Raw genomic sequence first — 19198 nt, 5'->3', positions numbered from 1 at the left:
TTCCGAGGAATGAAAGGCTGTTCGATATAGGCAGTAAAAATTAGTTTTCGAAGTTGAACAGCGGTGTGGAAAGGTAGCGTTCGCCGTTGCTTGGAACAATCGCAACAACACGTTTTCCTTCGCCAAGCTCTTTCGCAACTTGCAATGCCGCATAGATCGCTGCGCCAGAGGAAATTCCGCAAAGAATGCCTTCTTCTTTCGCTGCACGACGAGCGTATTCAAACGCATCTTCGTTCTCAATTGTAATGACAGCATCGTAGATATCACGGTTCAAAATATCAGGAACAAAGTTTGCGCCGATACCTTGAATTTTGTGAGCACCCGGTTTGCCGCCAGAGAGGATCGGTGAAGCAGCAGGCTCTACCGCGTAAATTTTAATACCGTCGAAGTTTTTCTTAAGCACTTCACCAGTACCTGAAATCGTTCCGCCAGTTCCGATACCAGCAACGAACGCATCAAGCTTACCATCAAGGGAGTTGATCGCTTCGACGATCTCAGGACCTGTCGTTTCGCGGTGAACCTTAACGTTTGCTTGGTTTTTGAATTGTTGCGGCAGGAAGTAGTTCGTGTTCTCAGCAGCTAGTTCTTCCGCTTTGCGAACAGCACCGTTCATACCTTCAGAACCTGGCGTCAATACAAGCTCTGCACCGTAAGCGCGAAGCAGGTTGCGACGCTCAATACTCATCGTTTCAGGCATAACAAGAATAGCCTTATAGCCTTTTGCAGCTGCTACAAGTGCTAGTCCAATTCCTGTATTTCCACTAGTAGGCTCAATAATAGTATCGCCTGGTTTTATGATTCCCTCTTGCTCAGCTACCTCAATCATACTGATTGCAATACGGTCTTTTACACTTGCACCTGGATTTTGATATTCAAGTTTCACATAAACTTCTGCACTGCCCTCAGGCACGAGACGGTTTAAACGAACAAGCGGAGTGTCACCGATAAGATCTAGAACACTTTGTACAATTTTGGCCATGGAAATAACTGCCTCCTTATTCCGACTAATTCAGTTGGTATTTTCACTAATTACATCTTAACAATCTCTTGCATCCGTTGTCAATAGTGACTTTAACGCTCCACTGAAAACGCAGCACCGGGCAAAGCTATTCTGTTTTCACAGCATCATATTTCTCTAGCAGCTTATCCTCAATTTTGGTCAATGAGTCAGCACGTTCAAGCGCCAGCTGCTTGCGTACGGTATCTTGCAGCCTGCCGCCCGACATATTCGTTGTCATTTGGCGCTCGATAAGACGAATAACCGCATAACCCCCATCTACCTTAATCGGACCAGCAATTTCAGCTACCCGCAAACGGCTGGCTGTTTCCATCATTTCGCGGTTATAGAATGGGTCATCTTTATCAATTAAGCCGAGATCGCCGCCTGTATCTGCCGTAAAAGAATCAATGGAATAGGAATGTGCCATCTCAGCGAAATCCTCGCCATCCGATAAAAGCCCCATCACGGAGTTAGCTTCCTTCATCGTCTCCGTTATAATCCATTGCAGATGCAGCTGCATTTTCTCATCAAATTCCTCAGGATGGTCGGTTATATAGCGTTCAACCTCTTCATCTGAGACATGAATGCTTCGCACGACGATTTTCTCCAGAAGCAAGCGGTAATGCAAGTCCTCCAACACCTGTTCCCGGCTCATGCCTAATTGCTCTTGCATGACTTCAAAAAAACGTTCTTCACTATCGTAGCCTTCAATCATTTTATCAAGCTCACGGCTTTGCTCTTCAGCGAGTATGCTTAGCTCAGAGGCTGCAGCTTCTAAATCAATCGCTTTATGAACCATTAACGTGCGCAGAACAGCAGCTCCATATTGCGAATGAAGCTCACCTTCCAAATCTGCAAGCGTAATGTTTTCCTTGCCCACTTTAGCGATCACACGGCTACCATCCGATTGATTCGTTGGTGTTTGGCCCGGCTTGCTCGGTTCAGCCGTTTCTTCCCCACTGCCGACATTCGTTGGCTGCTGATTATCCAGCTGTCGATCATGACCCGGCCACACTCTAATTACGACGACTACCGATAATACCACCATGCATACGGCTTGAAGGATGACAACGGCCTTCAGCACCTCGTATTTCCTCATTGCCCTAATGCCTCCGATTATTGGATCGGCTTTGGTTTCGCTTGTTCAAGCAGCAGCTTTAGCTGCGCCCGTTCAAATGTATACGCTTCGTTGCAAAATTGGCAAACGACTTCCGCTTTTCCATCTTCATCAATAATTTGTTGCAGCTCATGCTCACCTAAACTGAGAAGTGTCTGCTCTACACGCTCGGAGGAACAGAAGCATTGAAACTTCAAGTCCATCGTATCGTGAATGTGAAGGTCGCCATCATTGCCTACAATCCGGCGCAGCAGCCCCTCCGGTGACTCTCCTTGATCAAGCAAGGTCGTTACAGGCGGCATCGATCCAACCGCTTGCTCCAGTTTTGTAATCTCATCGTCCGTCAAACCAGGCATAAGCTGAACGATAAACCCGCCGGCATGCAGCACCGAGTTATCTGTATCTACCAAGACGCCAAGACCAACCGCCGAAGGCGTCTGCTCGGAGACCGCGAAATAGTATGTGAAATCCTCGCCGAGTTCACCCGATACAATCGGAATACTGCCACGGTATGGCTCCTTCATCCCTAAATCCTTTGTAATATGAAGATAACCAGTGCGCCCGACAGCTCCGGCTACGTCAAGCTTACCCAGTGCGTTGCTTGCCAAATGCACTTCAGGATGATCAACGTATCCGCGAACCTCTCCGTCTGCATTGGCATCAACAACGATCTGGCCGATTGGACCGTCGCCCTTTACTTGAATCGTCAGTTTTTCTTGCCCTTTCAGCATAGCGCCCATAATAGCACCTGCTGTTAATGTACGCCCTAACGCTGCTGTAGCCGTTGGATATGTACCATGCCTTTGGCGAAGCTCTTCAACAAGCTGAGTCGTGCGAGCCGCGAACACTCGAATCTTGCCATTCCATGCCGTCCCTCGCACCAGCACGTCCTTCAGCTGATTTTCCATCAAAACCCCTCCTGATTGCGTTCATATATAATTCTCAATCCTTCAAGTGTGAGCAGCGGATCAACCTCTTCTATCGTTTCCGATTCAGCAGCGATTAACTCAGCTAAGCCGCCGGTTGCGATTACACGTGGTGTGACACCAAATTCTGTACGAATCCGTTTAACAATACCGTCAACCTGTCCTGCGTATCCAAAAATAATGCCAGCCTGCATCGATGTCACAGGATTGCGCCCAATGACACTCTTCGGCTTCACAAGCTCAATACGCGGCAGCTTAGCGGCACGCTGATAAAGCGCTTCGGTAGAAATGCCGATCCCCGGAACAATGGCACCGCCCAAGTAATTGCCGCCTTCATCAATATAGTCAAAGGTCGTTGCTGTACCGAAATCAACAACAATAAGCGGTGAGCCGTATTTTACGATGCCCGCCACCGAATTGACGATCCGATCAGCCCCAACCTCACGTGGATTCTCATAGCGGATGTTTAATCCGGTTTTGACGCCAGGCCCTACAACTAGTGGAACTTTACGCAAATATTTGAGGCAAAGCTGCTCGAGTGTCCGCATCAAAGGTGGAACAACCGATGAAATAATGACGCCTTCCATTTGTTCCAGCTTCACGCCGGCATAATGAAACAGATTATGAATGTTAATGCCGTATTCATCTACTGTAGCAGAACGATTGGTGCTCAGCCGCCAATGGTGCAAAAGTTCTTTTCCTTTATAGATACCTAGCACAATATTCGTATTTCCAACATCAATGACGAGGATCAAAGCGACTCCACACCCTTCTTCTCATTCAAATCCAAGCTAATATCGAGCGCATGGAAGGAATAAGTCAATCCGCCTACCGAAATGACATCAACGCCGCTAGCTGCGATACCTTTAACGGTTTCTAAAGAGACACCGCCAGATGCTTCTACGATAACGTGAGGAGAAGCTGCTTTAATTCGAGCTACACACTCCTTCATCAAATCTGTAGACATATTGTCCAGCATAATAATGTCTGCGCCACAAGCAAGCGCTTCGTCCACTTGCGCTAACGATTCTGTCTCTACTTCAATTTTCATTGTATGTGGAATTTTACTGCGCGCAGCTTCAACCGCAGCACGAATGCCGCCAGAGCCTTTAATATGGTTATCTTTAATCATAACTGCATCGTATAAACCGAATCGGTGGTTAGCGCCGCCCCCCACACGCACTGCATACTTCTCCAGCATCCGATGTCCTGGGGTTGTCTTGCGAGTATCGACAAGCCGAACCGGCAATCCTTCAAGCGCATCGATGAAAGAACGTGTCTTAGTCGCAATGCCAGACAGCCGTTGCATTAAGTTAAGCGCAAGTCGCTCTCCGGTTAATAGGCTATGCGTGCTGCCCTCTACAGTGGCGATAATCGTACCCTTGTTTACATACTCGCCATCCTGTACTTTGGAATCAAAGACAAGTGACGAATCAACAACCTCAAATACGAGCTTCGCAATCGGAAGCCCTGCAATTATACCGCTTTCCTTCACATGGATAACGGCTTTGGAACGCGAGTCCCTTGGAATCGTCGTTTCGGTCGTAATATCCCCACTGCCTATATCCTCTGCAAGCCATCCGCGAATTTGCTCGCGCACTGCCGCATTATAACCGCCTGCCATCCATTCAAACATCCTCTATTCGCTCCTCCGTCAATCCATATAGACGGTGTAACACCGTATGCTTTCTCCACATTGCATCATCGCGTACCGGGAAATCCTCTCGGAAATGCGCACCACGACTTTCCTCCCGAGAGAGTGCAGCTTCCGTAGTCAGCAGGGCACAGGTGAGCAGATTAGCAAATTCGTATTCCTCACGCCCCGTCAGAACGGATTGATAGATAGGCAACTGCCGTTTCAATTCCTCAAGACCTTTCATAAGACCACTTGCATCGCGGCGCAAGCCAGCATAACGGACCATGATCTTTTGCAGCTTAAGCCGTCTTTCTACGACAGCTTGGATTGATGTACTGCTTCGTTCTATCTCATTACTAATAATAGGCTGAATCGTAAGACTCGGAAGCTCATCGATTCGTTTTACAATTCTTCTGCCAAATACAATGGCCTCGGAAAGCGAATTGCTCGCTAATCGATTAGCGCCGTGTACACCTGTTGAGGAAACTTCGCCACAAGCGAATAAACGCTTTATATTCGTTTCCCCATTTAGGTCGGTTTTCACTCCGCCCATCATATAATGCATAGCTGGTGCAACCGGAATCCAGTCCGACGTCAAGTCGAGGCCGTATTTTAAGCAATATTCATATATAGTAGGAAAACGGTGCTTCACCATTTCCGGTGATTCATGTGTAATATCAATATAAACGAAAGTCGATTTCGTCTCTTCCATTTCACTGACGATGGCTCTCGCCACAACATCGCGCGGTGCCAGCTCCAGCTGTTCATGGTAGCGTTCCATGAAGCGCTCTCCTTTAATATTACGAAGATACGCCCCTTCGCCGCGCACAGCCTCTGATATCAAAAACCTTGGCGCGCCTGGATAACATAGAGAGGTAGGGTGGAACTGAATAAACTCGACATCCTGTATGTATGCCCCTGCTCGATAAGCCATCGCAATACCGTCTCCTGTGGCAACCTCAGGATTTGTCGTGTAACGGTACAACTGGCCAGCCCCGCCTGAGCTCAAAATGACGGCTTTGCCTCTTACAAACAACCGCGCACCGCTCGGCTTCTGTACAATGACACCGCAGCATTCGCCGTCCTGAGTAACCAAATCAATAACAAAATGGTCATCCCAAACTTCGATCTTAGGATTGGCAATAGCCGTTTCGGACAATGCTCGTACGATCTCAAAGCCTGTAGCATCCCCGTTAGCATGCAAAATACGCCGCTGGCTATGCGCTCCTTCCTTCGTAAGCGCAAACTCGCCATTCTCCAGATCGAATTGCGTTCCCATCTTTATTAAGCTGCGAACACCTTTGGGTCCCTCATGAACGAGTACATCAACCGCTTCATTAGAACATAAGCCTGCACCCGCTACGAGTGTATCTTGTCTATGGTAAGCCGGCGAATCCTCATCCGAAATAACAGCAGCGATACCGCCCTGCGCATAACGCGTATTGCTGTCGAGCAGCGATTTTTTCGTAATCATGAGGACAGAATTGTTTTCACTTGCTCGTATAGCGGTAAAAAGACCGGCAATGCCGGCCCCAATTACAATCACATCTTTTTCTATAACAGGCAGCTCACTTAACTGCACATCGACTAAATATCTAGGAATCATCATTGGCTCCTCCAAGCGTAGAAGCAGCGCATACTACTTCACGAGTAGCATGCGCTCCAAGGATAAACGGGCTTGATCTGCAACATGTGGCGGTACGTAGATTTGAGGCTGCATCGTTTCCAAGCATTTCACTAGCTTCTTCAAATTATTTACTTTCATGTTAGGGCACACCAAATATTTAGATGCAAAATGAAAAGTTTTACCTGGGCTGTCTAAACGAAGCTGATAGCCAGTGCCATCTTCTGTTCCCACGATAAATTCTTGGCAATCTGATTCTTTACAATATTTAATAATAGCGGTTGTACTGCCTACAAAGTCGCCTAGCTCAACGACTTCTGGACGACATTCCGGATGCACAACGAATTGCGCATTAGGATATTTCGCTTTCATTTCTTCTACGTCTTTAACCGTCAGCATATCGTGCGTATTGCAGTAACCTTCCCAGATAATCATTTTCTTATCTGTATTCTGCTGCACATAGTGGCCTAGGTTCTTATCTGGTACCCAGATGATCTCGTCGCCTTCAACCGAGTTGACAACTTTAACCGCATTTGCCGATGTGCAGCAAATATCAGTCTCAGCTTTGATCTCAGCAGACGAGTTAATGTAAGTAACGACTTTTGCATTCGGGTGCTGCGCTTTCAGCTTACGCAAACCATCAACACTTACCATGTCGGCCATCGGACAGCCCGCACGCTCGTCGGGAATGATAACGGTTTTATTAGGAGCCAAAATTTTTGCGCTCTCACCCATAAAGTGAACGCCGCAAAAAACAATAACTTCAGCATCCGTTTGTGCAGCCTTCTGCGCAAGCAGGAAGGAATCTCCACGGAAATCAGCTACCTCTTGAATTTCATCACGTTGATAATAATGAGCTAAAATGATAGCATTCCGTTCTTTCTTCAACTGTAACAACCGTTCACGCAGCTCTCGGTTTTGCTCCGCCTTGCGTTCCAGTGCCAGTGCTTCCACAGTAGATCCTCTCCTCTTATGAGGGATGGGCGATAACCCATTCCGTTATACGGCAAGCTGAACTTTGTGAATTGATGCACAAACTTAGAAAGTCGCTTACCTATAGTTTAAACCAAAAGGGATAAATTCATTTGATTAAGTTTTAATTTACACGCGGTAGATGCTACTGTCAATGCGTTAAAGGCCTTTTTAAGGCAGCAATTTAAAATAAATTATTTTGATCGCTGTATCTCACTCCCATTCTTCGTAAATGAACCTTTTTTACTATATAATCGCGACCGCCGTCATCTCTTGTTTTTGCAACGAAATAAAAAAAGTCTCTCTCCGTGATGGAGAGAGACCATTTTGAATTATCTTTTTGCTGGATCGTAAGGTTGACCAAGTGCTGATGGCGCATTTGAACGGCCGACAGCTCCTGCCAAAACAATCAGAGTTAAAACGTATGGCAGCATGTAGAAAAATTCAACTGGAATATGCTGCGAGAATTCAAATCGCTGTGCAAAGCTTCTAAGCGCCTGAGCTAGACCGAAGAACATTGCTGCTCCTACAACGCCAAGCGGATTCCATTTACCGAAAATCAGTGCTGCGAGCGCAATAAATCCTTGCCCAGAAATCGTATTATGCGCAAAGCTGCTTGTCGTCGTCAACGTAATTGTCGCACCCCCAAGACCTGCAAGCGCGCCGCTGAGCAATACACCGATATAACGGTATTTGGTTACGCTAATACCAACGGTATCCGCAGAGCTCGGATGTTCGCCCACAGCACGCAGACGCAAGCCAAACGGCGTGTGGAACAAGACGAAATAACTGATCACTGCGATAGCTAGAACAATATACGTCGTCGGATACGCGGTGAAAATAGCTTTCCCGAGCAACGGAATATCAGATAAATAAGGTATTTTCACTTTGTGAAATACATTAGCCAAAAGCGGCGTTTGACCTGATCCATCATAAATGCTTTTGGTTAGGTAAAGCGCTAAGCCAAGCGATAGGATGTTAATAACGACACCGACGACGGTTTGATCCGCACGGAACGTGATCGTTGATATCGCATGCAATAAAGCAAATAACGTACCATAAATAGCTGCAGCTATAAATCCAATCCACGGTGATGCACTGCCTAACCCAGCTTGTATCGCATACTCCGTTGCAACTGCCGCGGCGAACGCTCCTGAAACCATCAAGCCCTCTAGTCCGATGTTCACAACACCTGAGCGCTCTGAGTACATACCGCCAAGTGCTGTAAAAATGAGCGCGGTGGAGAACACGAGCGTTGTATTAATAAGTTGTCCAATGATGTCTAGCACGTTCATCCTACACCGCCTCCTTCCGCTTGCTTGCACGTTTATTTAGAAAAGGCTTTAAGAACCACTTCACCAATCCATGCGAAGCAACGAAGAAAATAACGGCGCCGATTACGATACGCACGACCTCAGGAGGAACACCTGCACCAAAGCTCATGCCTGCTGAACCGTAGCTGAGTCCACCGAATAAGATTGCGCCAAGGAATACACCAATCGGCGTATTTCCGCCAAGGAGCGCTACCGCAATACCATCAAACCCATAGCCCGGAGAAGCAGCCATAACGGTCTGGTTGCCGAACACGCCTAAAATTTCAAACACGCCGCCCAGACCAGCGAATACGCCGCTTATAAACATTGACTTAACCATCGTTACGTTAACGTTCATACCCGCATATAGCGCTGCATCCGGGTTATGTCCAACAGCACGAAGCTCGTAGCCTTGTTTCGTACGCCATAACACGAAATAAAACACAACGATACAAATGAGAGCAACTACCGTACCCCAGTGCATACGAGCGTTGTCTGTCAGCTTAATAAGCCAATCAATTTTCACCATAGCTGATTCATGAACCGGCATCGACTTCTGCTGGCCTTTCTCAACAAGAAACTTCGCAATGATAAAATTGGAGAGGAACAATGCGATCCAATTCAGCATGATGGATGAAATAACTTCATTTACTCCACGCTTCGCTTTCAAGTAACCAGCAATACCCGCCCATAGGCCGCCAAATACAGCACCCGTAATTACAGCTAGAGGCGCATGTATATACCATGGCAGGTCAAGCAGCACGCCTACAATTGTCGCGCCAGTCATACCCATTACAAATTGTCCCTCAACACCGATATTGAATAGACCTGTACGGAAAGCGAAGGAAACGGCTAAACCTGTAAAGATCAATGGTGTAATTGCTCGAACCGCTTCTCCCATATTGTAAGGAGTGCTAAACAGCTTATTGATTAAAGAAGTGTACGCTAGAATTGGATCGTACCCTCCTGCGAGCATGGCAATGGCGCCAACCACAAATCCAAGAATGATTGACACAATTGGAATAAGGATAGACGATTTATTAAATATTTTTTTCAAGGTTTCCATATACGCTATCCTCTCCCCTCTGATGCAGGTACAGCTATTTTGTTACCAGCCATCATAAGTCCAAGCTGCTGATCATCTCTCTGCTCAGCATCAACCTCACCCATTAGCTTGCCTTCATACATGACCGCAATTCGATCGGACAATGCATACAGCTCATCAAGCTCAAATGATACGAGTAAAATCGCTTTTCCTTCGTTTCGAGCTTGTACCAACCGCTTGTGCACAAATTCGATCGCACCGATGTCGAGGCCGCGTGTAGGCTGAACCGCAATAAGCAAATCAGGATCTTTATGAAGCTCCCGTGCGATAATAGCCTTCTGCTGGTTTCCGCCAGACAACTGACGAGCATGCGTATGAATACCTGATGAGCGAACATCAAATTCATTAACAAGCTTTTCAGACAGCTTGTCCATGCTGTTGTAATCAATAAACATGGAACGGCCGAATTCCGGCTCAAAATACGTATTCAAAATCATATTCTCACTAACTGAGAAATCTAGCACCAGCCCATGCTTATGCCGATCCTCTGGTATATGCCCTACTCCCGCAACCGATATTTGGCGCGGAGAATGGTTCGTCATATCCTTGCCGTTCAGCTTAACGCTGCCGCCGTCCAGTTTGCGCATACCTGTAATAGCATAAATGAGCTCGCTTTGCCCATTGCCATCAACACCGGCTATGCCAAAAATCTCTCCTGCACGAATGTTGAAGCTGGTACCATCCAGTACATTTTTGCCTTGATCACCTTTCATCTGCAATCCATCCACAGATAAAATTACTTCGCCAGGCTCGTTCTTCGTCTTCTTCACCTCGAAGGATACATCCCTGCCGACCATCAATTCCGCAAGCTGCTGCTCATTCGTCTCATCTGTAGTTACTGTCTTGATAACCTTGCCGCGTCTAATAACGGTTACAGCATCTGCAAGAGCCATTACTTCTTTCAATTTATGCGTAATGATAATAATCGACTTTCCTTCAGCAGCCAGGTTGCGAATGATTTCGATTAGCTCCTCAATTTCCTGCACCGTCAAAACAGCTGTCGGCTCATCAAAAATAACGATTTCGGCGCCGCGATACAACGTTTTCAGAATTTCAACACGCTGCTGCATGCCTACTGTAATATCTTTAATTCGCGCCTGAGGATCTACATTCAGACCATAACGTTCGGATATCGCCCGAACCTTCTCATTAGCGAGCTTGTAGTCGATTTTCATACCTTTGACAGGTTCATTGCCAAGCACAATATTTTCTGCAACGGTAAAAGGCTGTACGAGTTTAAAATGTTGATGAACCATGCCGATGCCAAGGTCAATTGCTTTAGAGGCACCCTCAATGACTGTTTTCTCTCCATTAACCCAAATCTCGCCCTCGTCCGGTTGATATAGTCCGAACACAATGTTCATTAGGGTCGATTTCCCTGCGCCATTCTCGCCAAGCAGCGCATGAATCTGACCTTTCTTCAATTCAAAATTTATGGAATCGTTAGCTACCAATCCGGGAAACCGCTTTGTAATTCCCTTTAACTGTACAGCCGCCTTGCTCCGGTCCATTCCTCATCATCTCCCCGGTTTTTACTGCTTGAATATGCATAAAAAATTTGACATTAAAAGCACTTACTTATCCCAACAAAGAACAAAGACCGGCCGAAGCCGGTCTTGTCTGATTCATCAACAAACGATCCTCAATCAAAGGATACCATTGAATGGAGAAAACTATTCAGTAGGTACTTTAATATCGCCGCTAACGATTTTTGCTTTGTATTTCTCTACTTCAGCAAGAACATCAGCTGGAACGTTTTTCTTAGATGTTTCTGGCAAGCCTACTGCATCGTCTTTCAAACCTAGCTCTTGTACAGTTCCGCCAGCCCATGTTCCAGCGATTAGATCTGTGGATACTTTATGAACCGCAGTTTCAACGCCCTTCATCATGGACGTAAGTGTAATTTCATCACCGAACTCAAGTGATTGGTCTTTATCTACACCAATAACCCAAACGTTTTCACCATTGTCTTTACGCGCTTTACCTTCATTGAACACACCATTGCCTGTAGCGCCAGCAGCGTGGAAAATAATATCAGCACCGCCATCGTACATTGTTGATGCAGCCAATTTACCAAGGTCAGGTTTACCGAAGTCACCTGCATAGTTAACTTCAACTTTAACATCCGGTTTAACTGCAGCAACACCAGCTTTGAAGCCTGCTTCGAATTTCTTGATAACCGGAATCTCCATACCGCCAACGAAACCAACTTTATTTGTTTTTGTCATCAAGCCTGCAACGACACCAACAAGGAAAGATCCTTCGTTTTCAGCGAAAGTAATAGAAGCAACGTTTGGCGCTTCGATTACGCTGTCAATTACTGCTAGCTTAGCATCTGGATTTTCTTTAGCCACTTTGCTTAGTGCATCATTAAACAAGAAACCGATACCCCAAGTAAGGTCATATCCTTCTTTAACGAAGCTGTTTAGGTTCGGCTCCATGTCTGCTTCGCCTTTACTTTCCAAGAACTTCGTTTCTGCGCCAGTCTCAGCCGCTACTTTCTGAAGAGCTTCCCATGCGCTTTGGTTAAAGGATTTATCGTGTACGCCGCCAACATCAGTAACCATACCAATTTTTTTGCCTTTTCCAGTACCATCGTTTTCAACAGCAGGTGTAGTCCCTTTATCTCCGTTCGTGCCGCCCTCGTTGTTTTTCTTTCCTCCGCAAGCTGACAACACTAGTGTCAACGCGATCATCATTACAAGCATAAAGCTAAATGTCTTTTTCATGCGTGTTTTCTCCCCTGCTCTAATTTTTGTGTAGCTTGGCAACCCCTGTTACATTCTTATTCTTGCTGATACTGGCCGCTATTATTTCATTATAGTTACAAAAAAATAAACGTCAATAACTTATGTCAGTTAAAGTGACATAAAAACGTTATGACCGTCGTCATGTAACATCTATGTAACGTTTGACCAATATGGACAAAACCTCCATGTGAGCATTTCTGTTTTTCATCTGAGGTTTATACACGTATTATAGGCTAAATCCGAACATTAATAAAGAAAAAAATAGTCGCCCGCTACTCTTTACAAGTAGCAAAGCGACTATCGTTAACAAATATCCATAAAATACTATTCGTTCTTATCTGGATCTTCTGTTAGATCACGTTTCTCAAGGTTCGGAGCTTTCGCTTCGTCTTGATCACGAGTTTGGATGCGCACCTTTACGTCTCCAACCGTCTCAATAATAGGCTCGGTTGTCGGCTCATTTGTTTCAACTGCATCAGTAGAAGGACCGCCTTCCAAAGTACCAGTCTCAACCAAACGTTTGATTTGATCCATTTCGAGCGTTTCTTCATTAAGCAGTGTTTGAGCAATCAAATGCATTTCTTTGCTCTTCTCTGTTAATAGCTTCTTCGCACGATCATAACAGCCTGTAATAATGGATTGCATTTCTTGATCTATCTCGTATGCAATGGCATCAGAGTAGTTCTGCTCATGTCCAATATCACGTCCAAGGAATACTTGGCCTTGTGAACTGCCGAATTGCATCGGTCCAAGCTTATCGCTCATACCGTATTCCATAATCATACTGCGTACGATGCCTGTCGCTTGTTTAAAGTCGCTATATGCACCAGTACCAATTTCACCAATAAACAGTTCCTCTGCTACTCGGCCTGCAAGCAAACCAGTGATTTTGTCCAGAAGCTCCTGTTTCGTTACAAGCATACGATCTTCTTTTGGAAGCATGATGACATATCCGCCAGCACGTCCGCGAGGAATAATCGTAACCTTATGCACCATATCCGCATGCTCCAAGAAGAAGCCTGCAATCGTATGGCCTGCTTCATGGTAAGCAACAATACGTTTCTCACGATCACTGACAACACGGCTTTTCTTCTCCGTACCAACAATGATTCGGTCAATCGCATCATCAACTTCAACCATTGCGATATCTTTCTTATTACGACGGGCAGCCAAAAGAGCTGCTTCATTAAGTAAGTTTTCTAAATCAGCGCCACTAAAGCCTGTTGTACGTCTTGCGATAACTTCAAGCTTAACATCCTTGGATAGCGGCTTATTGCGCGCATGTACTTTAAGCACCGCTTCACGGCCCTTAAGGTCTGGACGGTCAACCGTAATTTGACGGTCAAAACGGCCTGGACGCAGAAGCGCTGGATCAAGGATATCCGGACGGTTTGTTGCTGCAATAATAATAATACCTTCGTTGGCACCAAAGCCATCCATCTCAACGAGCAATTGGTTGAGCGTTTGCTCACGTTCATCATGTCCGCCGCCTAGACCAGCGCCACGTTGACGACCTACCGCATCAATCTCATCGATAAAGATAATACAAGGTGCATTTTTCTTCGCGTTCTCAAACAAGTCGCGTACACGGGATGCACCGACACCGACGAACATCTCTACAAAATCAGAACCGGAAATGCTGAAGAACGGCACGCCCGCTTCACCTGCTACTGCACGTGCAAGCAATGTTTTACCTGTACCCGGAGGACCAACAAGCAATACACCCTTCGGTATACGAGCGCCTACTAAATTGAATTTCCGCGGGTCTTTCAAGAAGTCTACGACCTCAACGAGCTCTTGCTTCTCCTCGTCTGCGCCAGCTACATCTTCGAATGTAATCCGCTTCTTCTCATTATCGTAAAGCCGCGCTTTGCTCTTGCCAAAGTTCATAACTTTGCCGCCGCCGCCCTGAGCTTGATTCATCAAGAAGAAGAACAGGACAAAGATGATGACAAACGGAATAATGGAGGTAAGGAATGTAAGCCAAATGCTTGGCTGATCCATTTCCTTCGTCTCATAAGCGAATCCATACTGTTTTGACCATTCAGCGATCTTAGCCTCAGCGCTAACGCCGGTCCTTGATACGAATTGATCGTTTTCTGCATCCGCAGGTTTCACTTTATATTTTCCGGAAACAAAATAAGATTGGTTCTCGTACTTAACACTTAACTCTTTAACATTCCCTGACTCAATTGCTGCAACGAGTTCATCGTAACGCAATCCAACGGTCGTGTTATTTTGGCTGCTGATAAATTGAAAAATCCCAACGGTCACCAAAAAGATAATTAAATAAAAACCAGTATTACGGATGATCCGATTCATCCCCAACCTCCTCTCAGACGCTTAAAATATTTTACCATATCATGACTTTCCATAACAATAGAGGTGTACGGAGAAGGGCATGTACGGGTGAATCGCAATTATTTTTGATAAACATGCGGCTTCAAAATACCAATATAAGGGAGATTACGATATTTCTCTGCATAATCCAGTCCATAACCGACAACAAACTCATCAGGCAGTGTAAAGCCTTTATAGTCTGCTTCCAATTCAACTGTACGGCGAGCAGGCTTATCGAACAAAGTTACAACTGTAACAGACTTCGAATTGCGACGCTCTAGCACGTCAATTAGGTAACTAAGCGTCAATCCGCTGTCGATAATATCTTCAACGATTAGAACATCTCGGCCTTCGACAGATACATCGAGGTCTTTAATAATTTTGACAACGCCAGATGATTTCGTGGATTGTCCGTAGCTAGATACAGCCATAAAATCAATTTCAAGCGGCACTGTAATTTCCTTAACCAAATCAGCCATGAAAATAAACGCGCCTTTCAAAACACAAATAACGAGCGGATTACGCCCATTAAAATCTTTACTCAGTGTTGCACCAAGTTCCTTAACCTTCTCACCAATTTGCTGCGCGTCGTACAATACTTCTTGAATATCGTTCTGCAAGTGTAAATCCCCCTACGCTTAACTATGTTTATGAGTGTACCAGTGCTTCTTATTCGTTGCCTGCCCTTATGAATAACACGTCTTTTGTGTGTACATCCGTAAGCGCATGACTTGATCTGCGAATGCCCGGAATCCAGAGTAATTTGCCTGACCCATCAAACAGCAATGGATACAGCTCTCTCTTCAGCGGAGCAACTTTCTCGTCAACGAACATATCTTGCACTTTTTTCGAACCATTTAATCCTAAAACCTGAATTCTGTCTCCCGGCTGCCGATTTCGAACAACGAGCGGATACGTTAGTTCCGACGCATCAAAGCAGGCTTCATAACGCGATGCAGGCTTACAACTTTCTAACGCTGATGTATAAGCAAACTCAAATGTCCACCCGCATTGCTCGATCGCCAGGCTAGCTTTATCCCTTCCCACCTCGCACAAATAGACACTCGCTTCTTTGGATACATGCTGTGGCACTTTAATCCACCGCATTCTATCATATTCACGAGCGCAGCATATGCCGGCACCAGCATCGATTCGCCAAGTTGCAGGCGCATGAGTGGAAGCAGCAAGCCTCATCGTCTCAATCTGCTCGAAAGATATCTTTTCCGTTTCCTTAGAAAGATAACTTAATATTAGTTTAATCAATCTCCTTTGTAAAGCGACGTGGAGACCATGCAAATCGTCGCAGCTTATCGCGCATTCATTGGGGGATAACGTAACGAGCTGCGCAAATAACGCTTCGGTTTGTTTCTCCATCCATTCGTCTTCCGCTCCCGCTACTTCAGCAAGTCGTTGAAGGGATTGGGATATGTGCGGATTATGCTTTGATAAATACGGTAAAATATCTAACCGAATGATGTTTCGGAAATAATGGCGTTCCTTGTTACTGCTGTCCGTGCAGTAAGGAATTTGGTGTTCTTCGCAGTAACGCAGAAGGTCTGACTTGTTCATACGAAGCAGCGGCCTGATAAGTTCCACGTTTTTTTCTCTTCTTTTACTGAGAATTCCCGCCAAACCAGTTAAGCCTGTCCCACGAATGACGCGCATAAGGACGGTTTCCGCCTGATCATCTGCATGATGGGCGAGCGCGATACGCGAGGCTCCATATCTGGTCGCGATTTCATGCAAAAAGCCGTACCGCCTCTCGCGTGAGGCAGCTTGTCCATTCATTCGAGTTTCTTCTATATAAGACGGCATGTCGAACGTTACCGTCTCACAAATAACCCCTAGCTGCTCCGCAAATTGCTTAACGACAATCAGCTCATGCGCCGACTCCTCTACTCGAAAGCCGTGATTCACATGAGCTGCAATAATGGAGATTTCATTGCTCTTCGCTACAGCAGACAGCATATGCAGCAGCGCCATCGAATCCGAACCTCCGGACACCGCTACAACAATACAATCCCCTTTCGACCAAAGCCTGCGGTCTGCAGCTGTTTTCTCAAGCTCGTTTCGCAGATTCATAGATTGCACCTCACCTTCACTTCCCGTTGCGTGCTGCCGCTACAGCACATTGCGTATGAGCCAGTAAACCGACGTTCCAAGCAAGACCGCTGACAGGGCAGCAAGCCCCTTTAACCACCCTGGTGTAGCAGAGGGTCTATGCGTGTCTCGTCTATGCATCAGTAAACGCCAAGCCGCTGAAGCCTCACCCGCGTCCGAATACTGTCCCGCAAAAGCTTTACGTAGCCATCCGGCAACTGGCTTTAATACCGAGCTGGATTCAGCTATCTGGATGAGCTCCATAGCTGAGCGATTTTGCGGCAATAGCTCCACCGTTAACTGATGAAGCCGTTTTGGTTCATGCAGCTGTATGCAAAGCACACCAAACGAGAACAAATCGTAACTCGGATCAGCAGATCGCGAGCCTTCATTCCAGTAGCCCCGATCATAAATCTCAGTAAATTGGCGAACGGCTTTGCCTGCTGCAGTCACCCCGCCGAAATCAACCAGCTCAACATGACCATAATCGGCAACAAGCACATTTTCCACCTTTAAGTCGCCGAACACCCATCCTGCTTGGTGCAGCTTTGTCAGCTTGCCCAGCAGATTCAAGCCAACTAACGGAAACCACTCCGAACCATGCTGCTTTAGGTAATCGTCCAGCTTAGCTCCCAGTACATAGCGCATAATATAAAAAGGATATTCCTTTCCATCCGGACCGTACAAATCATCTACGTCGAACAAAAAGGACTCCTGCCCGTATTGCTTCTGCTTGGCGATCGACTGCAGCACATTGATCTCCGATTGCAGATCGAGTGCATCTAAACCGAGCTTCATCGCATACCAGCTGCGATCACGCTGTACGAGATATACTTTACCGTTTGCGCCCTCTCCAAGCAACCTCTCTACCCGGTAACGCCCTTGTTTCCACTTGCCAACCACCACCATGCCACGGCGAAGATCAACTTTAAACGACGTAGTCACTCATCATCCCATCCGTTTCATCTCTGCTCTGTCTACCATAATCGCCCTGACGATAAAAATCAATGACATGCATAATCGCAGGGCCCGTCGGCGTGGTTCCGCCCATTTGCAGTTTCGGAAAGATGGCGTGCACACCATTCAAGTGACTCGTCCAGCTCAAATCCATCAAACAGTCATCCCCATGTCTTGAGCCTGGGAAATGAAATACCGAGATTTCACTTTTCCCTTGTCTCGCTTGCAGGCTGAGCATTAAATCGCGTATAGCCTCCTCCACAGCCGCCAGCTTTGGCTTCATGCTGGCGCTGGCATCAATAAGAAGCGCCACTTGCAAATTTGATGTCTCCCCCAGCTCGTCGATAACACGTACAACATCGCCACGCTTATCCGGTGACAATGCTTCGATTGAGCCGTTGCCAAGCACCTGCTTCAATTCCTTTTGAACTGCTAGTTGAATCGTCTGCACTACAGTCTTGCGAGTCATCATCTGTACCGTCTGCGACAGCTGACGCATATTTACCATCCTGCTTAGACCGCCGCCCGCACGCGCAATCTCATCAATCTCAGCCGCGCCAAGCTCACCTACATCGCCATGATCGAGTACGCCTACTACATTTACTGAAATCCCTTCCGATTGCGCATGTGCTGCCGCTATGACTGGACTTAGACCCACATTAGAGCATCCATCTGTAATCAACAATATTTGCTTCATAATGATTTACCCTCCTCAAGTGTTTGAGAAACAAACACGGCTTCGTAAGCATAGGCTTAGCGTTTGAGAATCAAACGCAGCTTCGTAAGCATAGGCTTCGCCCTTTGCCTTTCTATTAGCTTTGCCTTTTTTGAGAGGGATAAACAGCTAGACTAGTTAAAAAATGATATTTACACATATAACAAACCAATATTACTTGTATTAATAAGGCACTTCCGTCCACTCACTGAAAATAGGTTTGATATTCATAGCAATATGTATAACTATTTTGTTTTAAGCATTTACTATGCACCACAGTTGAAAATCACTAAACTTCATATGCCCCTTTATCTTTCATCGGTCGTAATTGAGTGATAAATGAATGCAGCAACAAATTGATGTTTCAAAAATAAAATCTACGTGTATGTATTAATATTAGTGTGAATTCCGCTTCGCGAGTTAATTCAACAGAGCATGTCATGTCTTTGTCACTTTAAAGCTTCTATGTACTATATGCTTGCTATTATGTAACAAACCATAACAATAGCCCATTTCCTGTCAGCGTGAGTCAGCCGACAACAAATAGGCTACTGCTTGCTCAATGAATATCATAGATACAAGCTCACCGTTCAAGTATCCATTCATCATTGTTTTAAATTTATAAATGATTTCACAGTCCATA

General features: G+C 45.9%; 16 protein-coding genes. All 16 read right to left on the bottom strand.

Annotated elements, in window-relative coordinates; all coding sequences use genetic code 11:
- Positions 1–40: 40 nt before the first annotated feature.
- Positions 41–979 carry a cysteine synthase A gene (gene cysK / locus BK120_RS30750; RefSeq protein ID WP_054025838.1) on the bottom strand — a complete coding sequence of 313 codons (939 nt, stop codon included), beginning with the start codon at positions 977–979 and terminating at the stop codon, positions 41–43.
- A gap of 127 nt (positions 980–1106) precedes the next feature.
- Complete coding sequence (locus tag BK120_RS30745; RefSeq protein WP_076271313.1) at positions 1107–2099, bottom strand: peptidylprolyl isomerase; 993 nt, start codon at positions 2097–2099, stop codon at positions 1107–1109.
- A 17-nt stretch (positions 2100–2116) separates the two neighbouring features.
- Positions 2117–3025 carry an Hsp33 family molecular chaperone HslO gene (gene hslO / locus BK120_RS30740; RefSeq protein ID WP_076271312.1) on the bottom strand — a complete coding sequence of 303 codons (909 nt, stop codon included), beginning with the start codon at positions 3023–3025 and terminating at the stop codon, positions 2117–2119.
- On the bottom strand, positions 3025–3798 hold the full coding sequence (locus BK120_RS30735) for a type III pantothenate kinase (protein WP_076271311.1): 774 nt from the start codon (positions 3796–3798) through the stop codon (positions 3025–3027). Before BK120_RS30735 ends, hslO begins: the two co-directional genes overlap by 1 nt.
- Positions 3795–4679: a carboxylating nicotinate-nucleotide diphosphorylase gene (gene nadC / locus BK120_RS30730; RefSeq protein ID WP_076271310.1), complete on the bottom strand. Its 885-nt coding sequence runs from the start codon at positions 4677–4679 to the stop codon at positions 3795–3797. The genes BK120_RS30735 and nadC overlap by 4 nt, the downstream gene beginning before the upstream one ends.
- Positions 4672–6285, bottom strand: a complete 1614-nt coding sequence (gene nadB, locus BK120_RS30725) for an L-aspartate oxidase (RefSeq protein ID WP_076271309.1) — start codon at positions 6283–6285, stop codon at positions 4672–4674. The genes nadC and nadB overlap by 8 nt, the downstream gene beginning before the upstream one ends.
- Before the next feature lie 33 nt (positions 6286–6318).
- Positions 6319–7257, bottom strand: a complete 939-nt coding sequence (gene nadA / locus BK120_RS30720) for a quinolinate synthase NadA (protein ID WP_054025832.1) — start codon at positions 7255–7257, stop codon at positions 6319–6321.
- A gap of 350 nt (positions 7258–7607) precedes the next feature.
- Positions 7608–8570 (bottom strand): ABC transporter permease, encoded by a 963-nt coding sequence (locus BK120_RS30715; protein WP_076271308.1) that lies wholly within the window; start codon positions 8568–8570, stop codon positions 7608–7610.
- 1 nt (position 8571) lies between these two features.
- Complete coding sequence (locus BK120_RS30710) at positions 8572–9654, bottom strand: ABC transporter permease (RefSeq protein WP_076271307.1); 1083 nt, start codon at positions 9652–9654, stop codon at positions 8572–8574.
- A gap of 5 nt (positions 9655–9659) precedes the next feature.
- Complete coding sequence (locus BK120_RS30705; RefSeq protein WP_076271306.1) at positions 9660–11204, bottom strand: ABC transporter ATP-binding protein; 1545 nt, start codon at positions 11202–11204, stop codon at positions 9660–9662.
- 162 nt (positions 11205–11366) lie between these two features.
- The gene (locus BK120_RS30700; RefSeq protein WP_076271305.1) at positions 11367–12422 is read right to left on the bottom strand and encodes a BMP family lipoprotein; all 1056 of its coding nucleotides are present in this window, start codon (positions 12420–12422) and stop codon (positions 11367–11369) included.
- A 345-nt stretch (positions 12423–12767) separates the two neighbouring features.
- Positions 12768–14765, bottom strand: coding sequence for an ATP-dependent zinc metalloprotease FtsH (gene ftsH, locus BK120_RS30695; protein ID WP_076271304.1), 1998 nt, complete (start codon positions 14763–14765; stop codon positions 12768–12770).
- Positions 14766–14863: 98 nt separating this feature from the next.
- The gene (hpt, locus tag BK120_RS30690) at positions 14864–15403 is read right to left on the bottom strand and encodes a hypoxanthine phosphoribosyltransferase (protein ID WP_076271303.1); all 540 of its coding nucleotides are present in this window, start codon (positions 15401–15403) and stop codon (positions 14864–14866) included.
- Positions 15404–15452: 49 nt separating this feature from the next.
- A complete protein-coding gene (tilS, locus tag BK120_RS30685) occupies positions 15453–16865 on the bottom strand; it encodes a tRNA lysidine(34) synthetase TilS (protein ID WP_076271302.1) in 1413 nt (470 codons plus the stop codon).
- A 39-nt stretch (positions 16866–16904) separates the two neighbouring features.
- Positions 16905–17828, bottom strand: coding sequence for a protein kinase domain-containing protein (locus tag BK120_RS30680; RefSeq protein WP_076271301.1), 924 nt, complete (start codon positions 17826–17828; stop codon positions 16905–16907).
- Positions 17812–18537, bottom strand: a complete 726-nt coding sequence (locus BK120_RS30675; protein ID WP_076271300.1) for a vWA domain-containing protein — start codon at positions 18535–18537, stop codon at positions 17812–17814. The genes BK120_RS30680 and BK120_RS30675 overlap by 17 nt, the downstream gene beginning before the upstream one ends.
- Positions 18538–19198: the final 661 nt, after the last annotated feature.

The sequence above is a fragment of the Paenibacillus sp. FSL A5-0031 genome (assembly GCF_001956295.1).
GTDB lineage: Bacteria > Bacillota > Bacilli > Paenibacillales > Paenibacillaceae > Pristimantibacillus.
This window is presented reverse-complemented; position numbering and strand designations above follow the sequence as displayed.

Excerpts from the sequence above, each read along its gene's own strand:
- cysK (WP_054025838.1), bottom strand. The coding sequence starts at position 979 with ATGGCCAAAATTGTACAAAGTGTTCTAGATCTTATCGGTGACACTCCG.
- BK120_RS30745 (WP_076271313.1), bottom strand. The coding sequence starts at position 2,099 with ATGAGGAAATACGAGGTGCTGAAGGCCGTTGTCATCCTTCAAGCCGTA.
- hslO (WP_076271312.1), bottom strand. The coding sequence starts at position 3,025 with ATGGAAAATCAGCTGAAGGACGTGCTGGTGCGAGGGACGGCATGGAAT.
- nadC (WP_076271310.1), bottom strand. The coding sequence starts at position 4,679 with ATGTTTGAATGGATGGCAGGCGGTTATAATGCGGCAGTGCGCGAGCAA.
- nadB (WP_076271309.1), bottom strand. The coding sequence starts at position 6,285 with ATGATTCCTAGATATTTAGTCGATGTGCAGTTAAGTGAGCTGCCTGTT.
- BK120_RS30715 (WP_076271308.1), bottom strand. The coding sequence starts at position 8,570 with ATGAACGTGCTAGACATCATTGGACAACTTATTAATACAACGCTCGTG.
- BK120_RS30710 (WP_076271307.1), bottom strand. The coding sequence starts at position 9,654 with ATGGAAACCTTGAAAAAAATATTTAATAAATCGTCTATCCTTATTCCA.
- BK120_RS30705 (WP_076271306.1), bottom strand. The coding sequence starts at position 11,204 with ATGGACCGGAGCAAGGCGGCTGTACAGTTAAAGGGAATTACAAAGCGG.
- BK120_RS30700 (WP_076271305.1), bottom strand. The coding sequence starts at position 12,422 with ATGAAAAAGACATTTAGCTTTATGCTTGTAATGATGATCGCGTTGACA.
- ftsH (WP_076271304.1), bottom strand. The coding sequence starts at position 14,765 with ATGAATCGGATCATCCGTAATACTGGTTTTTATTTAATTATCTTTTTG.
- tilS (WP_076271302.1), bottom strand. The coding sequence starts at position 16,865 with ATGAATCTGCGAAACGAGCTTGAGAAAACAGCTGCAGACCGCAGGCTT.
- BK120_RS30675 (WP_076271300.1), bottom strand. The coding sequence starts at position 18,537 with ATGAAGCAAATATTGTTGATTACAGATGGATGCTCTAATGTGGGTCTA.